We start from the raw sequence: 5,479 nt of genomic DNA on the forward strand, positions 1-5,479 counted from the left end.
TCGTTCACCTGCCAGATGGGGGTGTTCGCGGCCGAACGCGGCGACGTGTTCGGGCTGCGCCGCTGGTACGTGATCACGTTCCTGATGGGCCTGTTCTTTATCCTGGGCCAGGCCTACGAGTACTTCCACCTGGTCACGCACGGGACCACCATTCCCGGCAGCGCCTACGGCACCGTGTTCTACCTGGCCACCGGCTTCCACGGGCTGCACGTGACGGGCGGGTTGATCGCCTTCATCTTCTTGCTGGCCCGCACCGGGATGAGCAAGTTCACTCCCGCGCAGGCCACCGCCAGCATCGTCGTGTCCTACTACTGGCACTTCGTCGACATCGTGTGGATCGCGCTGTTCACCGTCATTTATTTCATCCGATGAGCTCGCGGCTCCGAATACAGCTATGAACAGGAGTGCTCGGTTGAAGAACTTGGGGTCTACCCGATCCGGTAGGCAAAGCCGGCCCTCGGCCCGGCTCAGCGATCGCGCGCGGCGGCGGCTGCGCCGACGCTTGTCGGGTGGATTGCTGCTGCTTATAGCGCTGACCATCGCCGGCGGGCTGGCCGCGGTTCTGACCCCCACGCCGCAGGTGGCCGTCGCCGACGAGTCCGGCTCGGCCCTGCTGCGCACCGGCAAGCAACTCTTCGACACCTCGTGCGTGTCCTGCCACGGCGCCAACCTGCAAGGTGTCCCCGATCACGGGCCCAGCCTGATCGGCGTCGGCGAAGCGGCCGTGTACTTCCAGGTCTCTACCGGCCGCATGCCCGCGATGCGCGGAGAGGCGCAGGCCCCCCGTAAAGAGCCGATCTTCGACGAGGCCCAGATCGACGCGCTGGGCGCCTACGTGCAGTCCATCGGCGGCGGCCCGACCGTGGTGCGCAATCCCGACGGCAGCATCGCCCAGCACTCGCTGCGCGGGGACGACCTGGGCCGCGGTGGCGACCTGTTCCGGCTGAACTGCGCCTCCTGCCACAACTTCACCGGGCAGGGCGGGGCGCTGTCGTCGGGTAAGTACGCGCCCAACATCGAGGCCAACGAACAGCAGATTCTGACCGCCATGCTGACCGGTCCGCAGAACATGCCGAAGTTCGGCGACGGCCAGCTGTCCTTCGAGGCGAAGAAGGACATCATCGCCTACATCCGGAGCGTCAAGGAGGAGCGGCAGCCTGGTGGCTACGGCCTCGGTGGCTTCGGACCCGCTCCTGAGGGCATGGCGGCGTGGATCATCGGGATGGTGGCCGCGATCGGTTTGGCATTGTGGATTGGGGCTCGAGCATGAGCGACGACGCTGACATCAAGAACCGCGCGAAGGCCGACGTCGGCTCGGATACCGACACCGGCGCCAACGTCGGCACGCACGACGAACCCGACGACGCGGCGCTGGCCGCCATGTCGACCCGGGAACTGGTGCAGCTCGGCGGCCGCATGGACGGCGTCAACACCGTCTACAAGGAGCTGCGCTGGCCGGTCGAAGGCACCCGCGCCGAGAAACGCGCCGAGCGCTCGGTTGCGGTGTGGCTTTTGCTGGGCGGCTTGTTCGGACTCGCGCTGCTGCTGGTCTTCCTGTTCTGGCCGTGGGAGTACAAGACCAGGGAAGACCCGGGCAACTTCTGGTATTCGCTGGCCACGCCGCTGTATGGGCTGACCTTCGGTCTGTCCATTCTGGCCATCGCCATCGGCGCGGTGCAGTTCCAGAAAAAGTTCATCCCGGAAGAGATTTCGATCCAGGAACGCCACGACGGCGCCTCGCGGGAAGTCGACCGCAAGACGGTGGTCGCCAACCTCACCGACGCGCTGGACAGCTCCACGGTGCGACGGCGCAAGCTGATCGGGTTGTCCTTGGGCATGGGCCTGGGCGCCTTCGGCCTGAGCACCCTGGTCGCGTTTGCCGGCGGCTTGATCAAGAACCCGTGGAAGCCGGTGGTCTCCACCGCCGAGGGCAAGAAGGCCGTCTTGTGGACGTCGGGTTGGACTCCCCGCTACAAGGGCGAGACGATCTTTCTGGCCCGCTCCACCGGGTCCTACGCGGGAGCACCCTTCGTCCGGATGCGCCCCGAGGACATCGAGGCCGGCGGCATGGAAACCGTCTTCCCCTGGCGCGAATCCGACGGCGACGGCACCACCGTCGAATCGCGGGAGAAATTGCAGGCGATCGCGATGGGCATCCGCAACCCGGTGATGCTCATTCGGATCAAGCCCTCCGACGTCGGCCGCGTGGTCAAACGTCAGGGCCAGGAAAGCTTCAACTTCGGCGAGTTGTTCGCCTACACGAAGATCTGCTCGCACCTGGGATGCCCGGCATCGCTGTACGAGCAGCAGTCGTACCGCATCCTGTGCCCGTGCCACCAGTCGCAGTTCGACGCGCTGCACTTCGCCAAGCCGATCTTCGGTCCGGCGGCCCGCGCGTTGGCGCAATTACCCATCACAATTGACTCAAACGGGTATCTCGTCGCCAACGGCGACTTCCGCGAACCCGTGGGACCCGCATTCTGGGAGCGCACAACATCATGAGTCCAAAACTTCGTCCCCCAAAAATCGGCGACGTCCTGGCCCGCCAAGGCGAGGACATCGACACCCGTTATCACCCGTCGGCGGCGGTCCGGCGGCAGCTCAACAAGGTCTTTCCGACGCACTGGTCGTTCCTGCTCGGCGAGATCGCGCTGTACAGCTTCATCGTCCTGCTGCTCACCGGTGTGTACCTGACGCTGTTCTTCGACCCGTCCATGGCCGACGTCACCTACAACGGCGCCTACCAGCCGCTGCGCGGGGTGGAGATGTCCAAGGCCTACGCATCGACTCTGGACATCTCTTTCGAGGTGCGCGGCGGGTTGTTCGTCCGGCAGGTACACCACTGGGCGGCGCTGATCTTCGCGGCATCGATCATGGTGCACCTGGCCCGCATCTTCTTCACCGGCGCGTTCCGGCGGCCTCGCGAAGCCAACTGGGTCATCGGCGCCCTGTTGTTGATCCTGGCGATGTTCGAGGGCTACTTCGGCTACTCGCTGCCCGACGACCTGCTGTCCGGCATCGGCCTGCGCGCCGCGCTGTCGTCGATCACCTTGGGCATGCCGGTCATCGGGACCTGGTTGCACTGGGCGCTGTTCGGCGGTGACTTCCCCTGTGGCGGCATCGGATACGAGTGCGCCCAGGCAGGTGTCATCATCCCCCGCATGTACGCGCTGCACATTTTGCTGCTGCCTGGGATCATCCTGGCGCTGATCGGTCTGCACCTGGCCATGGTGTGGTTCCAGAAGCACACCCAGTTCCCCGGGCCGGGCCGCACCGAGCACAACGTCATCGGCGTGCGCGTCATGCCGGTGTTCGCGGTCAAGTCGGGCGCCTTCTTCGCCGCGATCGTCGGCGTGCTGGGCCTGATGGGCGGTCTACTGCAGATCAACCCGATCTGGAATTTGGGCCCCTACAAGCCATCTCAGGTGTCGGCGGGCTCGCAGCCGGACTTCTACATGATGTGGACCGAAGGCCTGGCCCGTATCTGGCCGCCGTGGGAGTTCTACTTCTGGCACCACACCATCCCGGCCCCGGTATGGGTGGCGCTGATCATGGGACTGATCTTCATCCTGCTGATCGTCTACCCCTTCCTGGAGAAGCGGTTCACCGGCGACTACGCGCACCACAATTTGCTGCAACGGCCGCGTGACGCACCGGTTCGCACCGCGGTGGGCGCCATGGCGATTGCCTTCTACATGGTGCTGACGCTGGCGGCGATGAACGACATCATCGCGTGGAAGTTCCACATCTCGTTGAACGCCACCACGTGGATCGGCCGCATCGGCATGGTGGTGCTGCCGCCGTTCGTCTACTTCATCGCCTACCGGTGGGCGGTCGGCTTGCAACGCAGCGACCGTGGGGTACTCGAGCACGGCATCGAGACCGGCATCATCAAGCGGCTGCCGCACGGTGCCTACATCGAGCTGCATCAGCCGCTGGGACCGGTCGACGACCACGGCCACCCGATCCCGCTGGAGTACCAGGGCGGGGCGCTGCCGAAGCGGATGAACAAGCTGGGTTCCGGCGGTTCGCCCGGTATGGGCAGCTTCCTGCGCGCCGACCCGGCGTCGGAAGACGCCGCGCTGCGCGAAGCCCAGCACAGCGGCGAACGGCGCGCGCTGACCGCGCTGCGCGAGTATCAGGAGGGCCTGAACGGCAACGGCTCCAACGGCTCACACAACGGTTCACACAAGGGCCACGGTGGCTCGAACGGCTCACGCAACGGCGATCACCACTAACCGCAACGCCTCGAAATGAACTCAGGGCGGGACCCACACCGGGCTCCCGCCCTGAGTCGTTTCAGCAGGAAAGCCGGGTCAGTGCTCGGCGTGCGCGGCGCGTAGCTGGCGAACGTAGAGCCACTCGATCGCCGGCATGGCCACGGTGATCAAGCCGGACAAACCGTAGACCACCCAAGCCGCACCGTCGTGACCGGTCGCCATCAGGTAGGTCGCCGCCCCGACCCCGATCAAGGCGGTGCCGATGGCCGCGGTCAGCGCCACCGTCCCGCGCAGCCACATCCGGTCCACTGCCTCGCCCGACCAATTCCCGTCCGCCGGGACGGCCCGGACCGTCCCCCGGCGGGCCGGCTCGGCCGCAGCGCGTGGCCCCGGACGCCCGGCCCGCAGCGACTGGCGCCCCAGAGTCCGTCCCTGGAGCGCCGGGGAGCGCACAATCGGCTGCTCGGGCGCGGCCCGGCGCGCTCGCAGCAGCACTGGGATGGCCCCGGCGATGATCAACGCCGACACGATGATCACCGCGTACAACACCCACGTCGTGTGCGAACCGCCGGACGCCTTGTGGAACCCCTGGCCGAGATCGGCCAGGGCGACGATGGCGGCCACCCCGACGCCGACCAGCACCAGCCAAATTGCGGCGCAGACACCGATCATGATGCGGTCGATGAGGTCCGGCGGGACCACGGGATCCGGGCCGCGCCGGTAGGAGGAGTATCGACCGACCATCAGCAGCTCGTCTGCCAGGCGTCATTGCTGTTGGACGACAACACCGTTCCGTCGCTGGTGGTGATGGAGCAGTTGAGCCTGCTGACCCGGAAGAGGCTGGAGGCCTCGACCGACCCGACGTCGGAGTTGGAGATCGGGGTGACGGTGATCGACCACGGGATATAGACGTTGTGCTGCGTGCGCCGCCGGCCGGAAGCGTCGACGTAGGTGACCGAGATGATGTCGCCGGGCGCTTTGGTGCCGGTCACCGTGTAGGTGACTTGGCGCGGCCCGGCCGGCGTTGTGGGCGGTGGCGGCGGCGCGGCCGCCGACGGGCTGGAGGCCGGTGGTGGTGCCGCGGTCGACGGCGCGGGCGCCGGCGCCGGTGGTGGGGGTGGCGCCGGGGTCACGGTCACTGTCTGGGTCTCCGTCGCTGTGGGTGGCTCTGTCGTGGTCGGTGGTGGTGGGGGAGCGCGGCGATCACCCGATCGTTGATCGCGGTGGCGGCGTGTTCCTGAGCGACGGTGATGCGGTTG

General features: G+C 66.9%; 6 protein-coding genes. 4 read left to right on the forward strand and 2 right to left on the reverse strand.

Features of this window, described 5'->3' with window-relative positions; genetic code table 11:
• The 4 genes from A9W95_RS05075 to A9W95_RS05090 all read left to right on the forward strand — a co-directional run.
• Positions 1–372, forward strand: a 372-nt coding sequence (locus tag A9W95_RS05075) for a heme-copper oxidase subunit III (protein ID WP_067409515.1), incomplete at its 5' end; no start/stop codon positions are given.
• Between the two features lie 40 nt (positions 373–412).
• Positions 413–1,270: a c-type cytochrome gene (locus A9W95_RS05080; protein WP_067409519.1), complete on the forward strand. Its 858-nt coding sequence runs from the start codon at positions 413–415 to the stop codon at positions 1,268–1,270.
• Positions 1,267–2,502 (forward strand): ubiquinol-cytochrome c reductase iron-sulfur subunit, encoded by a 1,236-nt coding sequence (locus A9W95_RS05085; protein WP_067409516.1) that lies wholly within the window; start codon positions 1,267–1,269, stop codon positions 2,500–2,502. The genes A9W95_RS05080 and A9W95_RS05085 overlap by 4 nt, the downstream gene beginning before the upstream one ends.
• Positions 2,499–4,238, forward strand: coding sequence for a cytochrome bc complex cytochrome b subunit (locus tag A9W95_RS05090; protein ID WP_067409517.1), 1,740 nt, complete (start codon positions 2,499–2,501; stop codon positions 4,236–4,238). The genes A9W95_RS05085 and A9W95_RS05090 overlap by 4 nt, the downstream gene beginning before the upstream one ends.
• Positions 4,239–4,316: 78 nt before the next feature.
• Here A9W95_RS05090 and A9W95_RS05095 read toward each other — a convergent pair whose 3' ends face one another.
• Both A9W95_RS05095 and A9W95_RS05100 read right to left on the reverse strand, forming a co-directional pair.
• On the reverse strand, positions 4,317–4,964 hold the full coding sequence (locus tag A9W95_RS05095; protein ID WP_067409518.1) for a DUF2561 family protein: 648 nt from the start codon (positions 4,962–4,964) through the stop codon (positions 4,317–4,319).
• On the reverse strand, positions 4,964–5,479 hold a 516-nt coding region (locus tag A9W95_RS05100; protein WP_216638133.1), incomplete at its 5' end, for an MmpS family transport accessory protein. The genes A9W95_RS05100 and A9W95_RS05095, both read right to left, overlap by 1 nt.

Source organism: Mycobacterium sp. 1423905.2 (assembly GCF_001673155.1).
Lineage (GTDB): Bacteria > Actinomycetota > Actinomycetes > Mycobacteriales > Mycobacteriaceae > Mycobacterium.

What these genes read in the sequence shown, in the direction of transcription:
- A9W95_RS05085 (WP_067409516.1), top strand. Translation starts at nt 1,267, where the DNA reads ATGAGCGACGACGCTGACATCAAGAACCGCGCGAAGGCCGACGTCGGC.
- A9W95_RS05090 (WP_067409517.1), top strand. Translation starts at nt 2,499, where the DNA reads ATGAGTCCAAAACTTCGTCCCCCAAAAATCGGCGACGTCCTGGCCCGC.
- A9W95_RS05095 (WP_067409518.1), bottom strand. Translation starts at nt 4,964, where the DNA reads ATGGTCGGTCGATACTCCTCCTACCGGCGCGGCCCGGATCCCGTGGTC.